The 19,703-nt window shown below is 50.2% G+C and carries 19 protein-coding genes; 1 reads left to right on the top strand and 18 read right to left on the bottom strand.

What is annotated here, in order from left to right; all coding sequences use genetic code 11:
- Nucleotides 1-52: 52 nt before the first annotated feature.
- From E1757_RS13165 to E1757_RS13095, 15 genes are all read right to left on the bottom strand, one after another.
- Nucleotides 53-514 carry a dTDP-4-dehydrorhamnose 3,5-epimerase family protein gene (locus tag E1757_RS13165; protein WP_133228740.1) on the bottom strand — a complete coding sequence of 154 codons (462 nt, stop codon included), beginning with the start codon at nucleotides 512-514 and terminating at the stop codon, nucleotides 53-55.
- Nucleotides 462-1,439 (bottom strand): dTDP-4-dehydrorhamnose reductase, encoded by a 978-nt coding sequence (rfbD, locus tag E1757_RS13160; protein ID WP_133228738.1) that lies wholly within the window; start codon nucleotides 1,437-1,439, stop codon nucleotides 462-464. The genes E1757_RS13165 and rfbD overlap by 53 nt, the downstream gene beginning before the upstream one ends.
- Entirely contained in the window at nucleotides 1,439-2,533 is a 1,095-nt protein-coding gene (gene rfbB, locus E1757_RS13155) for a dTDP-glucose 4,6-dehydratase (protein ID WP_181956644.1), read from the bottom strand. The genes rfbD and rfbB overlap by 1 nt, the downstream gene beginning before the upstream one ends.
- Complete coding sequence (locus tag E1757_RS13150; protein ID WP_133228736.1) at nucleotides 2,530-3,252, bottom strand: sugar phosphate nucleotidyltransferase; 723 nt, start codon at nucleotides 3,250-3,252, stop codon at nucleotides 2,530-2,532. The genes rfbB and E1757_RS13150 overlap by 4 nt, the downstream gene beginning before the upstream one ends.
- A gap of 226 nt (nucleotides 3,253-3,478) precedes the next feature.
- Nucleotides 3,479-4,444, bottom strand: coding sequence for an ROK family protein (locus E1757_RS13145; protein WP_133228734.1), 966 nt, complete (start codon nucleotides 4,442-4,444; stop codon nucleotides 3,479-3,481).
- 99 nt (nucleotides 4,445-4,543) lie between these two features.
- On the bottom strand, nucleotides 4,544-5,014 hold the full coding sequence (locus E1757_RS13140) for a MarR family winged helix-turn-helix transcriptional regulator (RefSeq protein WP_165972097.1): 471 nt from the start codon (nucleotides 5,012-5,014) through the stop codon (nucleotides 4,544-4,546).
- A gap of 99 nt (nucleotides 5,015-5,113) precedes the next feature.
- On the bottom strand, nucleotides 5,114-7,570 hold the full coding sequence (locus tag E1757_RS13135; protein ID WP_133228730.1) for an S-layer homology domain-containing protein: 2,457 nt from the start codon (nucleotides 7,568-7,570) through the stop codon (nucleotides 5,114-5,116).
- 66 nt (nucleotides 7,571-7,636) lie between these two features.
- Nucleotides 7,637-9,295 carry a DHA2 family efflux MFS transporter permease subunit gene (locus E1757_RS13130; RefSeq protein ID WP_133228728.1) on the bottom strand — a complete coding sequence of 553 codons (1,659 nt, stop codon included), beginning with the start codon at nucleotides 9,293-9,295 and terminating at the stop codon, nucleotides 7,637-7,639.
- 11 nt (nucleotides 9,296-9,306) lie between these two features.
- Nucleotides 9,307-10,626 carry an efflux RND transporter periplasmic adaptor subunit gene (locus E1757_RS13125; protein ID WP_246079175.1) on the bottom strand — a complete coding sequence of 440 codons (1,320 nt, stop codon included), beginning with the start codon at nucleotides 10,624-10,626 and terminating at the stop codon, nucleotides 9,307-9,309.
- 13 nt (nucleotides 10,627-10,639) lie between these two features.
- Nucleotides 10,640-11,296 (bottom strand): HlyD family efflux transporter periplasmic adaptor subunit, encoded by a 657-nt coding sequence (locus tag E1757_RS13120; RefSeq protein WP_133228726.1) that lies wholly within the window; start codon nucleotides 11,294-11,296, stop codon nucleotides 10,640-10,642.
- A complete protein-coding gene (locus tag E1757_RS13115; RefSeq protein WP_133228724.1) occupies nucleotides 11,293-11,730 on the bottom strand; it encodes a MarR family winged helix-turn-helix transcriptional regulator in 438 nt (145 codons plus the stop codon). The genes E1757_RS13120 and E1757_RS13115 overlap by 4 nt, the downstream gene beginning before the upstream one ends.
- 306 nt (nucleotides 11,731-12,036) lie before the next feature.
- The gene (locus tag E1757_RS13110; protein WP_133228722.1) at nucleotides 12,037-12,711 is read right to left on the bottom strand and encodes a WIAG-tail domain; all 675 of its coding nucleotides are present in this window, start codon (nucleotides 12,709-12,711) and stop codon (nucleotides 12,037-12,039) included.
- A gap of 169 nt (nucleotides 12,712-12,880) precedes the next feature.
- Nucleotides 12,881-13,420: a chromate transporter gene (locus tag E1757_RS13105; protein WP_133228720.1), complete on the bottom strand. Its 540-nt coding sequence runs from the start codon at nucleotides 13,418-13,420 to the stop codon at nucleotides 12,881-12,883.
- 31 nt (nucleotides 13,421-13,451) lie between these two features.
- Nucleotides 13,452-14,108 carry a chromate transporter gene (locus E1757_RS13100; protein WP_133228718.1) on the bottom strand — a complete coding sequence of 219 codons (657 nt, stop codon included), beginning with the start codon at nucleotides 14,106-14,108 and terminating at the stop codon, nucleotides 13,452-13,454.
- A 180-nt stretch (nucleotides 14,109-14,288) separates the two neighbouring features.
- The gene (locus E1757_RS13095; protein WP_133228716.1) at nucleotides 14,289-15,455 is read right to left on the bottom strand and encodes a glycosyltransferase family 4 protein; all 1,167 of its coding nucleotides are present in this window, start codon (nucleotides 15,453-15,455) and stop codon (nucleotides 14,289-14,291) included.
- 202 nt (nucleotides 15,456-15,657) lie between these two features.
- Between E1757_RS13095 and E1757_RS13090 the strand changes: the two genes are divergently transcribed.
- Nucleotides 15,658-16,803, top strand: coding sequence for a YheC/YheD family endospore coat-associated protein (locus E1757_RS13090; protein WP_133228714.1), 1,146 nt, complete (start codon nucleotides 15,658-15,660; stop codon nucleotides 16,801-16,803).
- Here the strand turns inward: E1757_RS13090 and E1757_RS13085 are convergent.
- The 3 genes from E1757_RS13085 to E1757_RS36195 all read right to left on the bottom strand — a co-directional run bounded on the left by E1757_RS13085 (nucleotide 16,751) and on the right by E1757_RS36195 (nucleotide 19,293).
- Nucleotides 16,751-17,323: a DNA-3-methyladenine glycosylase I gene (locus tag E1757_RS13085; protein ID WP_133228712.1), complete on the bottom strand. Its 573-nt coding sequence runs from the start codon at nucleotides 17,321-17,323 to the stop codon at nucleotides 16,751-16,753. The two genes, E1757_RS13090 and E1757_RS13085, sit on opposite strands and share 53 nt — an antisense overlap.
- Nucleotides 17,324-18,044: 721 nt before the next feature.
- Entirely contained in the window at nucleotides 18,045-18,941 is an 897-nt protein-coding gene (locus E1757_RS13080) for a transposase (protein ID WP_133228710.1), read from the bottom strand.
- Between the two features lie 178 nt (nucleotides 18,942-19,119).
- On the bottom strand, nucleotides 19,120-19,293 hold the full coding sequence (locus tag E1757_RS36195) for a hypothetical protein (RefSeq protein WP_220446501.1): 174 nt from the start codon (nucleotides 19,291-19,293) through the stop codon (nucleotides 19,120-19,122).
- Nucleotides 19,294-19,703: the final 410 nt, after the last annotated feature.

Genomic DNA, 19,703 nt, shown 5'->3' with positions numbered 1-19,703 from the left:
GATTCAGATGTATGATTCGTATCTGGCCTTCGTAACAGTTTGAACGGACGGGCTACCGGTTTTTGGTCGACCAGTCGAACCCGATCTCCGGATCATCGTAAGCCAGCCGAGATTCATCCGGTTCGTTGGCGTTGTACGCCATATTCGTGAAATAGACGATCGATACCGGTTTTGGCCCAAGCACCCGATAGCCGTGAGCGACGCCGCGGGGAATAAACAGCAAAAACGAATTGTCTTCGCCCATATAATAAACATCGGTCTGCCTATAGGTTGGCGAGTCTTTGCGCATATCATGAAGCACGACTTGAGCATGACCGCTGGGAAAATACCAGATATCATCCTGCAGGCGATGGTAATGAAACGCCTTAATGACTCCCGGAAACGACATTGACAAGGAAGCTTGCCCGAAGCTTCCGTACATCGCATCGTCATTGCGCAGCAGCTCCATAAAGTAGCCCCGGTCATCGGAATGCTTGACGAGCTGTTTTTTCATAACGCCTTGAATGCTTGCCATTGCCCGGATCCTCCTTTTCAGTAACCTTCGTATCGTCCTTTCTATCCGTCCGATTGCCCGCATGGCTCTCCCCGCCGGCAATCCCCAAATCGTCCAGCATAAAGCGGAGCAACGCTTCCTGCCACGTACGGAATCTCATAAACCCGCGCTGGCGGATGGCCAGATCGTCCAAATCCGAACGGGAAGGCCTGGCCGCCGGGAGCGGGAAGGCATCTCCACTCACCGGATTAAGGCGAATATCGCTGCGGTGCGCAATGCGCAATATTTCGCGAGCAAATTCATAACGGGAGCAGCAGCCCCTGTTCGAGGCGTGATAAATCCCGTAATGCTCGCTCTCCAGCAGCTGACCGATGAATTGCGCGAGGTCGTACGTATAAGTCGGCGAACCGAGCTGGTCGTCAACCATCGAAAGTTCATTCCGCCGGTCGGCCAGCGCCAGCACCTTGCTGACGAAATTGCTGCCGTATTTGCCGTACAGCCAGGATGTCCGGACAATATAATAGCGGTCGCAGATCAGCTGTACGAACTTTTCGCCATGCAGCTTGGAATGGCCGTAAACGCCGAGCGGATTCGTACGGTCGTGCTCCTGGTAGGAAGCTCCTTTGGCGCCGTCAAATACATAGTCCGTGCTTATATAGACGAGCTTCGCGCCAACCGCTTGAGCCGCCAGTGCAATATGGCGCGAGCCGTTGGAATTGACGGAGTACGCCTCCTCCGGCCTGCTTTCGGCCGCATCAACCTCGGTGTATGCGGCTGCATGAATAATCGCGTCAGGGCGGCTTTCCAGCACCGCCTCCCGGACCGCGCTTTCATCCGCGACGTCAAGCTCATCGCGCATTTTGGCGGTCAGACGATGCCGGCCGTCAAGCACGCGGATCAAATCGCAGCCAAGCTGTCCGCCGGCACCCGTGATGAGAATATGCATCACGTCCCGCCCCCTTTCGCAGTTTTCTCTGACAACACGGACGCCGCGGCCGATGTGCCGGACGGTCCGGAGGAATCGGCCGTGTCCGGCGCCGCAGCCGGATCGTCCGGAGATGGAGCCTTCAGCAGCTTGCGCCACCACGACCCATGCTCCAAGTACCACGCAACGCTCAGCTTCAATCCGCGCTCCAGCGTATAGCGCGGCTGCCAGCCAAGCTTCCGCCGCAGCTTGCCGGCGTCGATCGCATAGCGGAGGTCGTGTCCTGGCCGGTCGGGGACGAATTGAATAAGCGACGTCGGCTTGCCCAGCTCGGCCAGTACGTTCTGCACGATCTGCAGGTTCGTGCGCTCATTGCCGCCGCCGACATTATAAACCTGGCCCGGCGTTCCGCTCCGGATGACACGCTCGATTGCCGAGCAGTGATCTTCGACGTACAGCCAGTCCCGTACGTTCAATCCGTTTCCGTAGATCGGGATCGGCATATTTTGCAATGCCCTTGTGATGACGGTGGGAAGCAGCTTTTCGGGGAATTGATATGGACCGTAATTATTCGAGCAGCGGGTGATGACAACCGGAAGGTTGAACGTTTCGTAGTAGGCGCGGGCCAGCAGATCGGAGCCCGCCTTGCTCGCCGAATAAGGGCTGTTGGGTGCAAGCGGCGTCGATTCCGTGAACCGTCCCTCCTGGCCGAGCGTTCCGTATACTTCGTCGGTTGAGATATGCACGAACTTCGTTACGCAATGGCGCCGCGCTTCCTCCAGCAAGCATTGCGTGCCGAGGACGTTCGTGCGGACGAACAGCTGCGGATCCGCAATGCTGCGGTCGACATGAGATTCCGCCGCAAAATGGACGACCGTATCTATACGCTCTTCCCGGAATATGCGCTGGACGCATGCGGCGTCGGAGATGTCTCCGCGGATGAACCGGTAGTTCGGCAGATGGCATACGCTCGCGACGTTATCCGGATTTCCCGCATAGGTAAGGGCATCCAGGTTTATAATACGATCCTCGGGATGGCGGTCAAGCCAATAAAGGACAAAATTGCTGCCGATAAACCCCATTCCGCCGGTGACAAGCATTGTGATCCCCGTCATGGCGCTTCACGCTCCAGAAGTCTAGCTCCGGCCGCGAGCAGCGCCTGATGCGTCCCGGCATCCGTCCACCAGCCTGTCAGCAGCGAATGGAACAGCAAGCCCTGCCGGGCATAAGCGTTGTTTACATCCGTAATTTCCAGCTCCCCCCGTTCCGACGGTTGCAGCTGACGGATAATATCGAAAACCTGCGAATCATATAAATAAATACCGGTTACCGCATAATTCGACGGCGGTATCTCCGGCTTTTCCATAATCGTCTCAATCCTGCCTTTTTTCATGACGGGGACACCATAACGATACGGGTCGTGTACCTGCTTCAAAAAAACGCGGGCCCCCTGCTCCTGACTTTTAAAATCATTTACCGCTTCACGGAGCGAATCTTCGAACAAATTATCGCCGAGAATGACAAGCACCTGCTTGTCGGGAGCGACAAAATCTTCCGCTAATGACAAAGCCTGTGCAATTCCGCCCGCTTCTTCCTGAATTTTATAGCTAACCTCCAAGCCCCACTGCCGGCCGTCTCCCACGTATTCCGTATACAGTCCCGCCGAGTGCTTGCCTGTAACGAGCATCAGATCCTGAATGCCCGCATTCGCCATTTTTTCAATCGCGTAATGGATCATGGGATATTTACCTACTGGCAGCAAATGCTTATTTATAATATTGGTTAAAGGGCGCAACCTTGTACCTGTACCGCCAGCCAATATAACGCCTTTCATGGTATCTCCCCTTTCCCTAAAGTATTGCTTGCTGTAAAATTCCATGCTGCTATAATATGCGCTTGCCTCAGCCCTCAAGTGGACGAATACCACGAATAGCGGAAAATTGGCTGATGACCCGTGTAAAATAATGTGTGTTAGCCTAACATAAGAAAAAGCCTAAGTAGTCGCAAAACCCGACTCTCAGGCTAATTCAATTATCTTATTCTCTTAAGCTGCCGTACAATCAGGCTCCCAGCCGTTGCTTTGCGGCCATGGCGCTGCCGACGATGCCGGCATCGTCGATCCATTGCGCGGTCCGGATCGTCAGCCTTTCCCAGTATCCGCTGTATACGGACTGCTGCAAATAATGCCGCATTGGCGCAAACAACCGTTCTCCGGCCAACGCGCCGCCGCCCCCGATTATAATTATATCGGGGCTGTACAACGTAACCGCGGTGGCCAAGCCTTTACCGAGCAGCATGCCGGTATGGTTCAGCACCTCGATCGCCATTGCATCGCCCGCATCGTATGCCTTGGATACGTCGGCCGCCGTAATCGTTTCAAGCGGCCTGCCTTCCAGCCATTGCTGCAGCACGCTTGGTTGTCCCGCAGCGATTCGATCTCTTGCTTGCCGGGCAATTCCGGTGCCGGACACCGCAGTCTCCAGGCAGCCGGTCATGCCGCAGCCGCATGGGTACGGAATGTCCGGCAGCAAAATATGACCGAGCTCCCCTGCCATGTAGCCGCCGCCATAGTACAGCTTGCCGTCATTGATCATGGCGGCGGCCAGCCCCGTTCCAATCGTGATACCCAGAACATGGCTGAAGCCCTGCGCAGCCCCACAGATCGCTTCGCCGTAAACATACATGCGTACATCGTTGTCTATAAAAACGGGCAGTCCTGTACGGCGTGATATTTCGTCCGCCGTATGTACCTGCCGCCATTGCAGGTTGCCGGCAAACACGGTGACGCCTTTTACAGGATCGATAAACCCCGGCGTCCCTACGCCAATCGCCCGTACATGGAACTTGTCGATGCCTGATTTCAACAGCAGCTCCCCGACCATACGCTCTATTTTATCGAACACATATCCGCTGCCTTTTGCCGTTTCGGTCGGCTCCTTGATTTTATCAAGAAGCTTTCCATTTTCGTCGGTCAATCCGCAGACGATATTCGTTCCGCCAATATCCATACCGATTAAATAACTCATTCCAGATCGTTCCCCTCTCTGCCGGCACATTTCCATCACCGATATTATAGGGGTTTCATCTGACATATTCAATCAAAAACTTGATTTATTTCATCATTTTTATTGACAGCATACCGAATCATCGGTTTTCTTTTTGACCTGCCTGTCCAGATCGACATTATCAACGATTTGTTGAAACGTTTTATTGAACTGAATTAAATCCGCCTTCGAAATGCCATTCAGCCACCGGCATATAATTTCTCCTTCGGCGGCCAATACGGCGGCGAGCGCTTCGCGGCCCTCATCGGTTATTCTTAAATGAACGACGCGGCGGTCCTCATCATCGCGCTCGCGCTTTACATATCCGTTATGGATCAGCCTGTCGCAAAGCAGTGTGACAGCGCTTAAGGATAACGTCAAGCTTTCCGCCAGATGAGTCACTTTAATCGGTCCCTGAGCGTGAATGACGTCCAATGCCGCAACCTGCGATCCGGAAAAGCGTGGATCTACATATTTACCGTAGACGACCAGCTTCCGAAGTATGCGCTGAAAAATTTGCTGCAGATCACCATCCGATTGAATCGTTTCCATGATACAACCCTCCTTACGTATTGAATGCTCTTTTAAAAAAAGTACCTTAGGAATAAGCATTCCTAAGGTGCTTTGAATTCGTAATGCCTTTATGGGGGATTAATCTTTTAAAGTTGTCAGCAAATGTCTGGCGTCGCCGTACGGCGTTGTTACCAATTCGTAAACTTTGATGGATACCGGAGCTTCCAGCGTGTCGGAAGTACTGTCGAACATGATCGACTGATTACCGCTCATCAACCGGTTATCGCCGGTTAATGCGAATGTTTTGGAGCCGAGACGTTTGCCGTCAGGACCTTCCAACTGGAACAGCAATTTCGGATTGGAAGGATCGGCCAAAACAGCATCCGTCGATTTAATATCGATGCCCATTTCCAGCTTGTAGGTGTAGCCGTAGCTGTTCGTTACCCCGTTTTTCGCGGCGTAGTTCGAAACGTTGAAGCTATCCATTCTCATTTCGTACGGATAGAACGAGAATACATTATCAACCGAGCTGGTCGTGTTGATCGTTACATACACTTGTGCAATCGGCGTTTTGTAAAGCGACGTTTGAGCCGCGCTTGGTTGAGCCTGAGCTGCAGCCGATTGGCCTGCCTGTCCTTGCGCCGCTTGCCCTTGTGCCGCTTGGCCTTGTGCAGCCTGCGCTTGAGATTGTGACGATTGACCGGCTGGCTGAGTCTGCTTGCCTTGCTGCTCAAGCAATCGCAATGTAAACTGATTCGTTTTTTCCGATTGAGGCACAGTGAAAGCAAACATTTGAACCGAGCCCATTCCAGGGAGCACATCGTTGACGGAGCTTGTGCTTTGTACCCCGTCGTAAGATACCCCGCTATCCGAAACAATTTCGGCGCCTAATTGAGGAACAGGGATGACATTTCCGCTATTATTCGTAAATTTGATTTTGGCGACAGCCGTCTTGTAGTCTCTGCCGTCATTTTCAAACCATTCTATATCTTGCAGCGCTACTTGCATTTGCGGGTTAACGGCTTTGCTAAGCGTATCGATCGCAATCGGGCTGCCCAGCGTGTAAGCCGGCAAATTGGCCTGATTTTGTCCGGAAGCCGGCACCGTAAATCCGATTCTGCCGGTATAGAACTGCACCGGAGCGGTTGCGCCCTGTTTCAGGAAGTTGCTCGTCGAAAGCACATAGAAAGCGGTCAGCTGCGTATCCGGTTCGGTTGTAACGGCAAAATTAATATATTTTTGCTCTCCGGGATTCAGGACTACCGCGGACTGCTCTACCCGATTCCCGACATAGGAACGGTCTTTCGCTTTACCGCTTAATGTAAAATTAGGAACGGTAGCGGCATAATTGCTCGGATTCTCGACTTTCACCTGAACGATATAGGTCGGCGACTGACCGCTAAACTGCTTGGTCAAGTTCGTCGCGGTATACTTCAACGGCGACGTTTCGCCAGGAACCGTAAAGCCGGTGCCCCAGCTGCCGAGCAAAGCGGAATCTTGAATAACGGCATCTGTCCCGTGCCATGTGAAATTTTCAATCGGCGCATCGGCAAGCACCGTTTCTTTCTTCGGATACACTTCGTCATCCACATCGACCCAAAGCAAATTCGTCAGGTTGAAATCGGATGTTTTATCGATTTCCGTCATAAACGTCAATTCTACCGTACTTTGCGGCTCGATCGATTTCACGTTGTCCGTGCTTGCTTTCAACGTATATACGGAACCGTCGGAAGCTTTGACACGAAGCTCATGATCGGGTACGCGGGTCGTCGATCCGGACGTATTGGACAGCTTGACAACGGCACCGAACCGCCAGCCGTTCGCTGTTTTCTCCTGCAGAACGCCTTTGGCCTGAGCCTTAACATTGGCATTCAAGTTGTAGGTCGGCAAATCGCCGGTCGAAATAACGTTGCCGCCGGACGGCTGTACGGGCTTGCTTGCGCTGCCGGAGCCCGGTACGTATTGCTGCTTCGCTGCATAAGAGGATGTTACGAGCAGCTCGCGATCTGCAGCGGCAGTGCCGCCGAATGTACCGTCGGAGCCGTTGTCCATCAATTTCAGCTGCTTCGCCAATGAAGCATATCCTTGCGCCCAACCGGAAACGGTAGCGTCATTTGCACCTTGAGCGGCTTTGCCTTCCGCATCCTTATTCAAGCCGCGGATCAGAAAAGCGGCCAGCTGTTCCTTGGTTACTTCCCCGGCCGGATTATACGTATTGGCGCCGTAACCGTCCGTAAGATTCGCTTTTTTCAATGCCTCGATGTAAGGCAGCGCATATCCGTTAGCGGGATCGTCGGCACGTACGTCGCCGAAGCTTGAAGTTGTCAGTGACGAATCGACCGGAAGCCCGAATACCAAAGCGGCCGCCTTAGCGAATTGTGCCCGATTCATTTTATCCTTCAAGCCAAAATTGCCTTCTCCTACTCCATCAAAAATGCCCGCTGAAATCATCGCATCGAATTTCACCTTGGCTGCTGCATCCAAATTGGCCAGATCGCTAAAATCGGCGGAAGATTTGCCCGCACCCAAGGCAACCGATGAATACATGGAAAATGCCATTGCCGCCGACAAAATTAAAGATAAACTTTTCTTCATTAGCGTATTCCTCCTAAAAATAGTATAAAAAATGGTTCGTTGCCTTGCGTGTTTTTGCGCCTCTGCCTATGCCTTGACGGTTTCCGGAACTTTTACCGGAGTCCGTCCGGCTGCCGCAGGCGCAGGCTCGGCAGGAGCCGAAGCGGCCTGTTGTACCGGCTGCTCTTTCGGCTGCTTCTTCGAACGAAGAAAAAACACGAGCGGAAGACATAAAAAGGCCGGAATCGCTGAAACATAAAACGTATCGGCAATCGAGCGGACCATGGCTTCTTTTTGCATAAGGCCAGCCAGGTACGCAGCCGCGGTTCCGCTTGCCGTCGCCAAATCGACACCGCCCGAGAAGTAAGCTCCCGAGATCGCGGTCATAAACTGATTGGCCGGCTCGGAAGTGGACGGAACATTCTCGGTGATCCGGTAGTAGTGCAAATACTGACGGCTGCTCATGATGGTGGTCAGCACCGCAATCCCCATGGAAGCCATAACTTGACGGAATACGTTCGATAGCGGCGATGCATCATTGATCTGCGCCTTCGGTATATCCGCCATCCCGACCGTGGACACTGGCATCATACAAAGTCCGATGCCAAAGCCCCGGATCGTCAGCACTACGTTGATCCAGATATGCGACGTATCGGCCGTTAAAGAGTGGAGCTCATACGTGGTGACACCAAGCACGAGCAGACCCACGATGGCAAGCGGCATGATGCCGACTTTCTCGAGCAGCTTTCCGCTGATCGGCATCATGAGCGCCATCGCCACCGATTGGGGCAGCAGCAGGATGCCTGCATCCAAGGCGGTCATCGACTGGACGTTTTGCAAATAAATCGGCATGAGAAACGTCCCGCCCATCATCGCCATCATGACAAGACCCGACATTAAGGTGCTTGCGGAAAACTTGATATTCTTAAATACGGCCAAATTGAGCAAAGGTTGCTTGGTAGTCAGTTCCACCCATAGCAGCAGGGCAAGGCTAACCGCAGCGGTAAAAAATAAAGACATGATATAAAGCGACGTCCAGCCTTCGGTTTGACCTTTACTTAAAGCGAGCAGCAGCGTCCCGAAGAACGTGACTGAAAAAATGGCGCCGGCCACATCAAATTTCAAATCCTTGTTCTTGACCGATTCTTTCAGCAGGAAAAAACAGGCTGTAGCAGCTACGATGCCGATAGGTACATTTAGCAGGAATAAGGTTCTCCAGCTGTAATACTGGATCAGGTAACCGCCCAGTGTCGGCCCCAGCGCCGGGGCCACCATCGCGGCTACCCCCCAGATCCCCATCGCGAGCCCGATCTGGTTACGCGGCACCATGGTGTAGATGACCGACATCCCGACCGGCATAATAAAACCGCCGGTCAAGCCCTGAAAAATACGGAACGCGATCAGACTGGAATCGTTCCAGGCAATGCCGCACAGCAAGGAGCCAATGGTAAAGCCTATAACCGAAAGCACCAGCACCTGCTTGCTGCCAAACCGTGCGGACAGGAAGCCGCTGGCCGGAATGACGACTGCCGAGGCCAGCATAAATCCGGTCACGACCCATTGAATGGTCGAGGTAGGCACGCCGAATACCGTCGACAGCTTGGGAAGAGCCACGTTGACCAAGCTGCTGCTCAGAACGGAAACGAAGGTCCCCAGTATAATCGCAATTAGCGGCAGCCAGAAGCTCGGTTCCTTTTCTTCGGCAGGAGCATCGGGAGCGGCATTTTTTTGAGCATCCTCAGACATGCCATCGCCCCCTATTCAACTTTCACAGTGCTGCCGTCCGTCAGTGCTTCCGATGGATTAATAATAATTTGCTGTCCGGCCTGGATACCGGCATCTTGCTGCAAATAGACCCAATCTTGGTTTTTGTCCTGTACGGAAACTTCAACGGCCTTGGCTGTTTTATCTTGGATGAGATAAACGTACGTTTTATTGTCTTTTTTTACCAATGCGGCTTTAGGTATTTCCATCTTGCTTTGTTGGGTATCCTTTAAACGAACCTCGGCCATCATACCGGCCAATATGAGGCCGTCTTTATTGTCGACGGTTACTTTGACCGGGAAGGTGCTGCTGTTCGTATTGGATACCGGACTTACAAAGTTTAGTTTACCTGTAAAAGTTTTATCAGGCAAATTGCTGATCTTCACGCTAACGTCGGCACCGCTTTTTAATGTTCCGATCAGCGTGTCCGGTACGCTGAGTTCGATCTGCACTTGATCCATTTTGACCAGATTGATCAACGTGACCCCAGGCTGCGCCATCTCGCCAGGCTGGATGCTTCGCTTCACAATAATACCATCCATCGGCGCAATTATAGTAGCATTATTTAATGCGCTGGTCGCCAATTCCAAACCTGCATTCAACCGGTTGACCTCAGCCTGGAGCGCTTCGACCGTATTGCCGGTAGGACCGCTTCGTGCCAAATCAAGCTTCGACTGGGCAGCCGTCACTTGTGCCGACGACGATTGCATTTGAGCCAGCGCTTGATCGTAGGCGGACTTGGCTTTATCAAATTCGAACGTGCCTTTATCCATATCGTCCTTGCTCACGCTGTTTGAGCTGTCGTACATGTTGCGCAGACGGTTGTAATTTTTTTGCGCCAGATCGAAGGCCGACTTCGCTGTATCGGCAGCGGCCTTAATTTGCTCGTTGGCCGCTTTCGCGCTCTGCACGGCACTCTCCAGACCTTGAATTTCTTGGCTTCTGGCGCCTGCTTGCGTATCAGCCAGCTTGGCTTGTGCGGCAATAACTCCGGATTCGGCCTGCTTGACCTGCTGGGTCAAATCATCCGTCTCCAATTGGACGAGCACATCGCCCTTTTTCACGACAGAGCCTTCATTCACTTTGACTTCCAATACTTTACCGGTCGTTTTCGCTACGACCTTTACTTCCTGATCCGGGATAACCTTACCGCTGAGTCCGGATTCAGTTATTTGTCCCAGCTTTATCGATTTGACGGATATCGCCTGAGCGGCGTTTGCTTTCGGCGAATCGGCAGCCCCACATGCCGGCAATACGATTACTGCGCACAATGAAAGGATCGCCGGGATCCATGTCATTTGTTTTTTTCTCATGGTCTTATGTCCCCTAGTCTTTCAAATGTATTTTAATGGTTGTACTCATACCCGGAGCCAAATCGAGTCCTTGTTGGTCGTCGATCGAAATTTTAATCGGAATTCGCTGCGTTACTTTTGTAAAGTTGCCGCTTGTATTGGTCGCGGGGAGCAATGAGAATGTCGATGCTGTCGCTTCGCCGATCTCTTTGACTGTACCCATAAGCTTGGCGCCGGAAAAAGTATCGACTGTAAATTCGACGGTTTGACCGACCTTCACCCGGTGAATATCTCCCTCTTCGATATTGGCTGAAATGTAAAGATCCTTTTTATTTACAACCATTGCGATGGTCTGCCCAGGGGATACCACTTCGCCCGCCTTGGCCATCGTCTTGATAACCGTACCGCTGATCGGCGAACGGAGCGCGGCCTGATCCAGCATGCTCGTTGACAAATTCGTGTTGTCCTGCTGACCGACGATTTGGTCGGTGATCACGCTGTCGCCTTCGGACACCTGCAGCGAGGTCATTTTGCCGGAAATACGCGGCATGACGCGATAAATATCGCCGGTAATGCGGGAGTCTTCCGATTTAATAAAATAATGTGCTTGATACCAATAGGCACCTCCCCCGCCTGCTGCCCCCAGTATTGCAACTGCAAGGATCAAATACAAGACTTGTTTCCTCTTCATGGTTTCTCCTCAACCTTCTTTTCCAAATAAGTAGTTAGCAGCTCCAGAGAGTGGATGACCGTATCGAGCTCCTGTTCCGAAAGATCGGCAAGCATTTTTTCATAAAAGCTTTCCTGGAAAAATTGGAGCTTTTCTTTAAGCTGCTCAAATTTATCTGTCTTACTGATCCAAATGATACGCCGATCCGAATCGTCGCGGGTTCTCTCTAACCACCCATCCCTCTCCAATCTGTCGATAATGCCGGAAACCGTACTGTAAGACAACTCAGTGCTTTCCGCGATTTGACCGATTGTTTTGCGTTCCATGTACACTGTGCCAATCACAATCATCTGCGGCTTGGTCAGCCCCAGCTCTTTAAGGTCGCGGTTCATTGTAATGTTAAACATCTTGGTAAGTCTTCGTAGGAAATGTCCGATCTCTGTAGCACGGCTCATTATAATTTCAACTCCTCATTTATTTCGCAAATTCTAATTATTTCGTAAACGAAATATTTACTCATAAAAATATATCATATCGATGGAGGTTGAACAAGATAAAATCCATGCCAAAAAATCGAACCGAATCACCCTTTCCGTATTGTGTTAATCAACTATAAAAAAAATCATTGAACCTCTGTATATTTCGTATAAGAAATATTCATACACGAAATAGTATCACTTTTCATTCATTTTGAAAAGACATTTTTATGTTTTCTTGGCAAAGAAAAAAACCACCCGATTTTCCGGATGGTTTCCTTCCTTTTATGGTGCGAGCACCCCGATCGCAATCCAGTTGACGTTGCCGCGCAGCTCCGATGTAAATTTGGTTCGCACAATCCGTATGGTAGCGCTGTCTCTCCGTTTTTCTTCGACTACCGCAAAGCAGGTTTCATGATCCGTCGTTGCAACCAATACGTATTCCTCATCCGCGAACGGCTGCTCGAACGTAACCGTCAAATAAATATTCTCATCTTCAAAACTCATCTTAAACATGGATAGTCCGTACTGCTGGGCGGTAATCGACAGCTGGGTGTGCGCCGATGTCATGAGCGCCCGGGCCGTCTGCAGCCTGGCCTGCAGCCCGCGGTCGAGATGAAGCAGCGTTATGCTTCCCGGAAGAAGATGATAGCCTGAAAGCGATTCCTGTCTGACATGCAGGCCGTCAATCGAATCATTGACGAGATGCTCGCCGTTTACGGCGCCTGCGGCAATATGCTCCGATTTTACAGCCCCCGCGGGTATAGCAGGCGCTGTCTTTTCCTTAGCCTCTTCGAGCAATTGGGCGTGCACAATCGCCTTGGATGGCGATGCTGCTGATTTCGTCTTTGTTTTCGTTCTGGCCGGCGCTTCATCCAGCCATTTCAATTCATTCACATAAGTGCCGATACGTTTGCCCCGAAACGGCGTCCTCTTGCTTCGTCCGCTCTGTTTGTTCATCCGATTTTCCTCCCTGATCGTTGTACCCGGAAATGCATTCAAGGCATGCTTCAAATTTATGTGCAGTCATTTGTAACATATGCATACACCTAAACGGAAGTTATTATGGCTGACCAAAATAGGCGCCTAACAACAAAGCCAGCCGAAGTTCCGGCTGACCGTTGTATGCTTACATAAAAAAAGCGATTCCGAGCAGAGCTGACACCGATAGTACCAATAACGGATGCAGCCTGTATTTCATGATGGCAATAACGGCAAACAAAAATATGCCGAGTGACGCGAGCGTGTATCCGTTTATACCGAGAAAAGACTGTCCCCTCATGCCGACCCGGATCGCCGCATATACGATCAACGCAGCCACCATCGGACGGAGCCCGTAAAGCAGAACCTGAAGCCAGCGCTCCCGTCCCGCTTTAAATAGAAATATAGCAATCAGGATGACCACCAGCACCGACGGTAAAATAATTCCGGCTACAGCGGCAATTGCGCCCAAAATGCCGGATGTTTGATAGCCGATCAAAATGGCGATATTTGTTGCAATCGGTCCCGGCGACATGCCGGCCAGTGCAACCGCATTGGCGTAATCTGCCGCCGACAGCCAGTGATGAAGCATCACCTCGCGCTCAATGATGCTCAATATAGCATAGCCGCCGCCGAACGAAACAAGACCAACCTTAAAAAAGGTCCACAACAACGATAGAAGCAACACCCATCTCCCCTTTCCGGCCGTGGAATTTCATTTAAATTCCATCTCCCCATATATATTGACCGGATACAATCGGAGGATGCCCGGAAGCCGCCTTGTCTTGCTCGTCTTCCTTGGCAGCGAGCTTTCCCAGCTTCACCTGCCATTTATACAGCATAACGCCGATGACGGTTCCGATAATCAACAGTACGGCCGGGTGCAGGTGAGTTAACAGCAGCGCGGCGACGGCACCGATAAAAATCAACTGCGTGCTTCTATCATATACGGCTGAGCGCCACATTCTCCAGCCGGCCACTGCAATGAAGCCCACGACAGCTGCGTGAATCCCTTCAAATGCAGCCGTCACCTTCGGCAAGTTTTGCACGGCCGCATAACCGATCGTCAAGGCGAGCATAATGATAAAATTAGGCAGAGATATCCCTAAAACGGCCGCCAGGGCACCCGGAAGTCCGGCGAGCCTGAAGCCGGTCAGTGTTGCGGCATTGACGGCAATTCCGCCCGGCGAGGAACCCGCAATGGATAGCACGTCATTCATTTCATCACTGTCCATCCATTTTCGTTGTTCCACCACTTCCTTCTCGATAACGGGAATCATTGCATAGCCGCCGCCAAACGAGATTGGACTGATTTTACAAAATGATACGAAAATATGCCAAAGCAATTGCGCATGTTTTTTTTCGGTTATTTTCATGGCTCAAGCATCCCCTGTCATGTTGCCGCTCTATGTCCATATTATAACCGACTTTATTCCTTTTTGGAATAAACTATCGCATAATTCTTTTTGAATTACTAATAAATAATGAATTATAAGTCATAAATAAGTCTATTTTCAGCGGAATACTATGAATAATTTGAGGACTTTATTCCATTTTTAAATTTTCATATCTGTTTTATAGAGTTGAAGCAGCCGTTCTGCCGTATTCGACCATGTAAAGTGCTCCTCCACCCTCTGCGAACCCGCCTCGCCCATCCGCTCTCTTATTTCGTCGTCGTTCAGCAAAGCGATGATCTGCGCCGCGAGGTCTCTGCGGAGCTCCGAAGGGGCAATTAATAAGCCGGTCACCCCATGCTCGATGATTTCCTTCATTCCACCCGACCGCGATGCAATGACAGGAACCCCGCTGGCCATTGCCTCCACATTGACAAGCCCGAACGCTTCATTCGAAGGCGACGGCACGACAAGCACATCCGCCAACCGGAACCATTCCGGAATGCTCGAATGCGGGATATACGGGATGAACCTGATGTGGCGTCGAACTCGCCTGCTTGACCGGCGAAGCCGCCGGACATACGGAGTCATTCGTTTGGAGCCGTAAAACGCACTCCCCACAACGATCAGCATCGCCTCAGGCACCTGCGCGACGATACGCGGCATCGCTTGGATGAGGTGGTGAACCCCTTTAATCGGGATGAGCCGGCCGACGTACATAATGATTTTTTTTCCTTCATAACCGCGGTGCGCAATCGCTTCCCGACGCTGTGCAGCCCCTTCCTCCGACCAGCGAGAAATAAACCGGTGCTGATCTACTCCCAGATGATTGACGCTTACTTTTGCTTTTACTTGAGGTACTTTTCGGATCACCCGCTCCTTCAAGAAATGGCTGTTCACGATGATCCGGTCTGCGGCCGCCAAGCAAGCCTTCAGCTCGGCGACCTGTATATGCGGCCGGGAAATAAACGTAAGAGAATGGAGAAACAGCCCGATTTTTAAACCCGGATGGCGCTTTCGCAAATATCGTACGAACCTTGGTCGGTTTTCTACCTGTATCCATGACAGGCTGTGCTCGTGTTCTTTTAGTTTACGGCTTACATTTCGAATATAACGAAGAGGCGACGGAGCTGCCAGTCTTACATAGCGCACCCCTCCCCGCACTTCAAAGCCGGGCCTTCTCCCGCTCTTTCTTCCAAAAACAATTGGCATCGCCTCACGCATCAAATAAGGTACGACATGCTCTACCACCAACTCAACCGAGCTGCTGGTCGCGGAAGGAATATCGAACGTGCCAGGAGTCACAAATGCGACGACAGGCATATCCATGATGCTGCCCCCTCTGTACGAAATGAACGTTTCCTTACTATATTCATTAGAGAATGGGGCGGGAACCGTCAATAGACAAGCATCACGGGAATCAATCAATGCCCACCGCACCTGTCCATACATACCCGTTGCCCCTGGCATATGCTGTACAGTCAGTCAAGCAATCCGGTAGGCTCAAAGCAGCAAAGGAGAGAGACGACGCATGCAAATTCCTTACGTGGGCATTCTCGTTAATGACAGCTTGTACCGCAACATCCCCTTAGGGAAAACGAATCATGAAGCGGTCAAGCTTTATATAGAGGCGGGGAAAGAGCTGGAGGTTACGCCTTGTTTCTTCCGCTTGCAGGATTTCCGGTCCAAAGGAGAGACCGTTCGGGCCTACGTAATGAACGACAATAAAAAGTTCATCCGCATCGCGGTACCTATACCGAAGGTCATTCACAATCGGGCCATTCATGCCGATAGTAAAGCGTACCGGAAGCTGTGTACCTGGTCGAGAAACGGAATCCGCTTATTCAACCGGTGGAACCGTTATGGGAAGCTTCGCATTCATCGCATGTTACTGGAGAATATGGAGCTGAAGCCTCACCTCCCTGCGACCTGCCTGGCAACGGCAGCAAGCGTGCGCGCCATGATGAAGCAATATCATTCACTGATCATTAAACCGAATAATCGCAGCACCGGTCTTGGCGTTATGAAGCTGGAACGAAAAACAACAGGCTGGATATTGACCTACCCGGTCCGTACCGGCGTCAAAAACCAAAATTGGCGAACTATTCACCTTCATGGCCAAACGCTGCCAGTTTTATTGAAGCGAAAGCTTCGCGCTCAAAAACATATCGTTCAACAATGCGTGCCGCTTGCCACATATAAGGGCAGGCCATTCGACCTGCGCGTATCGGTGCAGCGTGACAGCTCCGGCGGCTGGCAAATTACCGGCATCGTAGCTAAAGTCGCGTCGAAAAAGTGCTTTTTAACTAACGTCGCGCAAGGCGGTACCGTATACCGGCTTGAAACCATTTTAGATACGGATTATTATATGGCTTTGAACAAGGAGGAGGTGTTTCGGGGAATCGCAGACTTATCGCTCCGAATTGCTCGCCATCTTGGTGCATCCCTGCCGCACATCGCCGATCTTGGTCTGGATGTTGGCATTGACGCTAACGGCTTTCCTATGATTATCGAATGCAACGGAAGGGATCAGCGCTACAGCTTTCGCGAAGCCGGCATGCATAAAGAATGGAGAGCCGCCTACTTCAATCCGATGGCTTATGCCAAATTTTTGCTCAACAATGTTACGACGTCCGATTGCCATCAAAACAAATGCAACTCTGAATATGATCGTTAACCATGCCGGTCGCCTGCATATAAGCGTAGCATATCGTAGTTCCGACAAATTTGAAGCCTCGTTTTTTCAAATCTTTGCTCATCGCATCGGATTGACGTGTGCTTGCGGGCACCTCCGCCAATGTTGACCAGCTGTTGCGAACCGGCTCTCCTTCAACAAACCTCCAAATATAGGAATCGAAACTGCCGAACTCCTCGCGAACCTTTAGAAAGCATTGCGCATTCGTAACGGTCGCCATAATTTTTAACCGGTTGCGTATGATTCCGGAATTGTTCAACAGCTCTTCCATTTTCGTCTCATCGTAGGCGGCTACCTTGTACGGATCGAATCCGTCAAAAGCCTGCCTGTAAGATTCCCGCTTTTTTAAAACGGTGTACCAGCTCAATCCCGCCTGCGCCCCTTCCAGGACAAGCATCTCAAACAGCTTGCGGTCATCATGTACCGGCACGCCCCATTCCAAATCGTGATAAGCAATATATAACGGATCCTCATTTACCCATCCGCATCGTTGTAATTCCATATAACTCGTCCTCTCCGCTCAGTGATTGATTGCCGTTTATTATGTATTGCTTTTATTATGCAAAACTAGGCTCTCTTTAAATACTACTTCTTTGCTGTTATGGATGTTCTGACCTGTTATGGATGTTCTGACCTGTTCCCGCTGTTCGGCAGCTATTCGGTACTATTCAACGGCTACAATGAATCATTTTATGCAGCATCATTCGTGAGTAGTCACCTTTTCGCCTCCTTACGGTCATTATCCCATTAACTCAGTTTAAGCCGCGACCAAAAGAATTTTGATCAAATCCTATAATAAGACAGGCACTGCTCAACCACGAGAAGACAGGCACTACTCAACCGCGAGACGCTATTCAGATGGAATTTCACCAACACAACATTTTTCCGAAAATTTTGGTTGCAACATTTTGGAGCCCGCATGCAACAGTGTTAAGATTTTTTCAGAAGAGATTCCTTGAGACGTTCCTTGAGACGTTCCTTGAGACGTTCCTTGAGACGTTATTTTTCGGCTTCTTATGTCCTATATTTTTTAGGCTGCTTATTGCTATGATACTTCACCTGTAAACAAGATCCAGCTTCTCTTATTCGTTGTATCAAAATTAAATGACGCGACACTTCTGATTTGGGCAAAAGCAAACTAACCTTTCAGAATACAACCTAAGATGAATCATATCGTTAAGAAGTTAATTCCGTAAGTGAACCCCAGGCCTAACCACTCCTGCTTATGAGCGGCTTGCACTACGCAATAGGGATGCATATGTAACTGGCGCAATTGTGACGCATAAGCGGATTAAATAGCGAAAGACTGATGTTCCATGGATAGCCAGGTTCAATCGGCTGCAATATTCATTGAGATAAGCTTGTAAATATTTAGGACCTATGCCATGAAAGGTTGTATTGATCCATTGCCCAGCCTTTTTAACTACGTTCAGCAAACGATGGAAGCGGCGAGAGCTGTATCGGGCAGTCACCGACTCCAAATCATCCGTGTCAGGTTCAATATGGCAGTCACTAAAATGCCGGGTTCCAATGGGACGAATGGTACGGCCAAGCAGATGTTCTTGAAAAACTTGTTTTATTTTGACATAAACAGGGTCGCCTTCATCATTTACCGACGCCCCTATAAGCAGCGGCTGCTCTTGGGGATGGCGCTCCATCGATGGATTATAAGGCTTGCCATACATAGCGCAATTAACCCGGACGATACCAGACAGCATCGTATTCGCATCTGCCTCGCCCATACAATAGCGGAACTTATGCAGGATAAGCCAAGCTGTTTTATAGGTGACGCCTATTGCAGCACTGAGCTGAAGAGCAGTAATACCCGTCGGATTATGCGAAAAAAGCAGCAAAGCATGATACCATTTACGCAAATCGCTTCTGCTACCTTCCATGAGGGTGCCTTTGGTTAAAGATTCCTGATAATGACATGAGCTGCACTCGAAAAGCGGCAGTCTGCGAGTCGTTATCTTATAAGCATGGGAATGATTGCATCGGGCACAACGAAAACCATCCGGCCATTTTGCGGAAAACAACGCCTCCATACACTGTTGTTCCGAACTGATTAATTGAAGCTGCTCTTTTGAAATCGTCTGTATCTGCGCCTCAACTAATTCCATTCGAACAACCTCCCCGAAATAAGAAAATAAGACAACATTTTATCATCTATAAAGAAGCCATGAATTAGAGCCTGATTCTTTCGGGATACAGACGAACCAATGATAAAGAGGATTGAGAACTATGCAAAACTATGGAAAAGTCTATTCTCCCGCTAATATATAAAGCCACATGAATAAGTCATGCCGAAAAGTGTTCAAAGGCTTCAAAGGCTTCAAAGGCTTCAAAGGCTTCAAAGGCTTCAAAGGCTTCAAAGGCTTCAAAGGCTTCAAAGGCTTCAAAGGCTTCAAAGGCTTCAAAGGCTTCAAATGCAGACTGCAGCTCACAAACAAAGCACCACAGGTTAAGAAGCAAAATAAATAGCACAATACATAAAAAAATGATTCGATAAAATCCAAAGTTTCTAGTCTATAATTCATTATACCAAACATATGTTCTTATTTCAAGCTTGTTTTATTATTTTATACTTACATTTATGAGGCGGGTCTTGTGATTGATCCGACTACCTGACGCTTGGGGATAGTACCGCAAGAGTGCCGGAAGATTGATTCTGTGATGTGTTGAACGATAATGAGTGGAAAAAGTCGGTGATAAATACCATGGGGATTAACCTCAGGTGTCAGAGGATAGTATGCGGGAAGTGCAGGAGATCGATTCCGTGCGGTTAGCGGGAAGTGCAAGAGATTGATTCCGTGCGGTTAGCAGAAAGCGAGAAAGAAGCACCTTAGGATAACGAACAATGAACGGTATACTGACCGTTGGGG

Origin of the sequence: Paenibacillus piri, assembly GCF_004354045.1 — a bacterium.
GTDB lineage: Bacteria > Bacillota > Bacilli > Paenibacillales > NBRC-103111 > Paenibacillus_S > Paenibacillus_S piri.
The sequence above is the reverse complement of the archived record's forward strand: the minus strand, read 5'-3'. Positions and strand labels throughout refer to the sequence as shown.

Excerpts from the sequence above, each read along its gene's own strand:
- E1757_RS13165 (WP_133228740.1), bottom strand. The coding sequence starts at position 514 with ATGGCAAGCATTCAAGGCGTTATGAAAAAACAGCTCGTCAAGCATTCC.
- rfbD (WP_133228738.1), bottom strand. The coding sequence starts at position 1,439 with ATGCATATTCTCATCACGGGTGCCGGCGGACAGCTTGGCTGCGATTTG.
- rfbB (WP_181956644.1), bottom strand. The coding sequence starts at position 2,533 with ATGACGGGGATCACAATGCTTGTCACCGGCGGAATGGGGTTTATCGGC.
- E1757_RS13150 (WP_133228736.1), bottom strand. The coding sequence starts at position 3,252 with ATGAAAGGCGTTATATTGGCTGGCGGTACAGGTACAAGGTTGCGCCCT.
- E1757_RS13145 (WP_133228734.1), bottom strand. The coding sequence starts at position 4,444 with ATGAGTTATTTAATCGGTATGGATATTGGCGGAACGAATATCGTCTGC.
- E1757_RS13140 (WP_165972097.1), bottom strand. The coding sequence starts at position 5,014 with ATGGAAACGATTCAATCGGATGGTGATCTGCAGCAAATTTTTCAGCGC.
- E1757_RS13135 (WP_133228730.1), bottom strand. The coding sequence starts at position 7,570 with ATGAAGAAAAGTTTATCTTTAATTTTGTCGGCGGCAATGGCATTTTCC.
- E1757_RS13130 (WP_133228728.1), bottom strand. The coding sequence starts at position 9,295 with ATGTCTGAGGATGCTCAAAAAAATGCCGCTCCCGATGCTCCTGCCGAA.
- E1757_RS13125 (WP_246079175.1), bottom strand. The coding sequence starts at position 10,626 with ATGAGAAAAAAACAAATGACATGGATCCCGGCGATCCTTTCATTGTGC.
- E1757_RS13120 (WP_133228726.1), bottom strand. The coding sequence starts at position 11,296 with ATGAAGAGGAAACAAGTCTTGTATTTGATCCTTGCAGTTGCAATACTG.
- E1757_RS13115 (WP_133228724.1), bottom strand. The coding sequence starts at position 11,730 with ATGAGCCGTGCTACAGAGATCGGACATTTCCTACGAAGACTTACCAAG.
- E1757_RS13110 (WP_133228722.1), bottom strand. The coding sequence starts at position 12,711 with ATGAACAAACAGAGCGGACGAAGCAAGAGGACGCCGTTTCGGGGCAAA.
- E1757_RS13100 (WP_133228718.1), bottom strand. The coding sequence starts at position 14,108 with ATGAAAATAACCGAAAAAAAACATGCGCAATTGCTTTGGCATATTTTC.
- E1757_RS13095 (WP_133228716.1), bottom strand. The coding sequence starts at position 15,455 with ATGGATATGCCTGTCGTCGCATTTGTGACTCCTGGCACGTTCGATATT.
- E1757_RS13090 (WP_133228714.1), top strand. The coding sequence starts at position 15,658 with ATGCAAATTCCTTACGTGGGCATTCTCGTTAATGACAGCTTGTACCGC.
- E1757_RS13085 (WP_133228712.1), bottom strand. The coding sequence starts at position 17,323 with ATGGAATTACAACGATGCGGATGGGTAAATGAGGATCCGTTATATATT.
- E1757_RS13080 (WP_133228710.1), bottom strand. The coding sequence starts at position 18,941 with ATGGAATTAGTTGAGGCGCAGATACAGACGATTTCAAAAGAGCAGCTT.